The organism is Klebsiella sp. 7-CIP_Kleb. (assembly GCF_050378655.1).
Lineage (GTDB): Bacteria > Pseudomonadota > Gammaproteobacteria > Enterobacterales > Enterobacteriaceae > Klebsiella > Klebsiella quasipneumoniae.
On record NZ_JBNRLJ010000041.1, the window covers coordinates 1 to 614 of the forward strand.

Sequence of the window (614 nt, forward strand, 5' to 3'; positions counted from 1 at the left end):
TTCCAGTTGCGTGACCACGAAGACTGATGGAGATCCGGGAGACGCTTCAGAATGGCGCGGTGTACCGTCGCAGAGGGTACAACAGAGAAGCCATTACCAGAGCAGCGTTCACATGTTTTGAAAACCGGTGCGCCAAGTTCTTTGGTCGCTTTGCGATCTAAGACCTCCCCTTTACCACCACACCTGCATCGCGCATGGATCACTTTCTTTCCTCCGCACACTCCACAGACCCTTTTCACCAGTTCATTTCTAATCTTTGGGGCCTTCACTTCGACACCGTCAGCATCGAAAATACCGGGGTGCTTAATTACATCTTCATGGCGGGAAATAAAGCCGGTACCGCTGCAGCTTTGACACGTTGCTCTGGTGGCCGCCGAACGTGAGTATTCCGCAAAGGCAAATTGCGCCAGCGTCAACATGCAGGCGCCGAGCTTGTCACCAGCGGCTTTGCGGACATTTTTAGGAGCGTTTTTGATGGCAAACTGCGCCAGCGCCTGAATTGCAAGCTGTTCGTCCGTTTTGCTGATACCAGCCTTTCCGAGGAAAGCGGCAAGGCCGAAGCGCGCACGACTGCTGGTGGTACCGATGGCCGCCATAACATCTGTTCCGGTCAG

General features: G+C 54.2%; 1 protein-coding gene. It reads right to left on the reverse strand.

Going from position 1 to position 614, the window contains the following annotated elements; all coding sequences use genetic code 11:
• The coding region (locus ACQUTI_RS26335; RefSeq protein WP_428923431.1) for an antitermination protein at positions 1-614 on the reverse strand (614 nt) is incomplete at both ends.